Origin of the sequence: Morganella sp. HMSC11D09, from assembly GCF_001807955.1 — a bacterium.
Classification (GTDB): domain Bacteria; phylum Pseudomonadota; class Gammaproteobacteria; order Enterobacterales; family Enterobacteriaceae; genus Morganella; species Morganella morganii.
In genome coordinates, this window is sequence record NZ_KV791666.1 from 1,185 (window position 1) to 2,058 (window position 874).

At 46.0% G+C, this 874-nt stretch carries 1 protein-coding gene; it reads left to right on the forward strand.

The genetic code is table 11. The annotated features are described in order from the left end of the window. The coding region (locus HMPREF3119_RS19665; RefSeq protein ID WP_305777630.1) for a phage tail tape measure protein at nucleotides 1-874 on the forward strand (874 nt) is incomplete at both ends.

Below are 874 nucleotides of genomic sequence, written 5' to 3' on the forward strand. Positions count from 1 at the left end.
ATTGGCAGTAAACTCAGCAGTAATAACAGGATTAACACAGCAGGAAACCGCAGCTACAAATAGTCTCGCTGCGGCACAGAACAGACTTAACGTTGCAAGTGGGTTGGCAAGCAAAGCTCTATCCTTGATTGGTGGACCGGTTGGTGCTGCGATGTTGGCCGGAGCCGCTGTGTATTATTTTTTCCAAAAAGCTGAAGAAGCAAAAAGATCAGCACAAGAGTTTGCTGATTCACTAAATGAATTGCGTGCCAGCATGGATAAAATGTCTCGCACCGAACTGGCAGCAAAAATAGCAGATGCCAGGGACGAGCTCGAAGTTCTGACGGATGCTCAGCGCTCTGCAGAGCAGGAGGTTAAAAATCTCAAAACAGCATACAAAGCATATTCTGATGGGGTATTACACTTTGGCAGTACCCAGGAGAACCTCGAAATAATATCCAGAAAATTAGCAAAAGCAGAAGCCAATCTTGAGCGCGTGCAAAATGACAGAAGCAAGACTGTGAATTTTATCAGTGCAGCGCAAGCGAAGTTAAACGGGGAATTGTTGCAGGGCGAGGAGCTGCTAAAGCGAGAGGCGAGTACTTTGCTACCTAATGCCGGAGCAGCACTTCGCGCTTACGGGCTTGACCTTGACGGAGCCACAAAAGCAAAACAAAAGTTCAATTCAGCAAGCCTGAAAGTTGAATGGTCAGATGCTGGCGCTGACATGAAAAAGACGCTTGAACGTGAAATTGAAATGGCTGGAGCGAAGGATGACGTAGTAAGACGTCAATTACAGGTCAAGTATTATGTTGAAGATAAAGGGATATCAGAGCAGGAAGCTAAAAAACTTGCTGAATTAGCTGCTAAAGCTGGCGAGGCAAGCGAAGCAAAA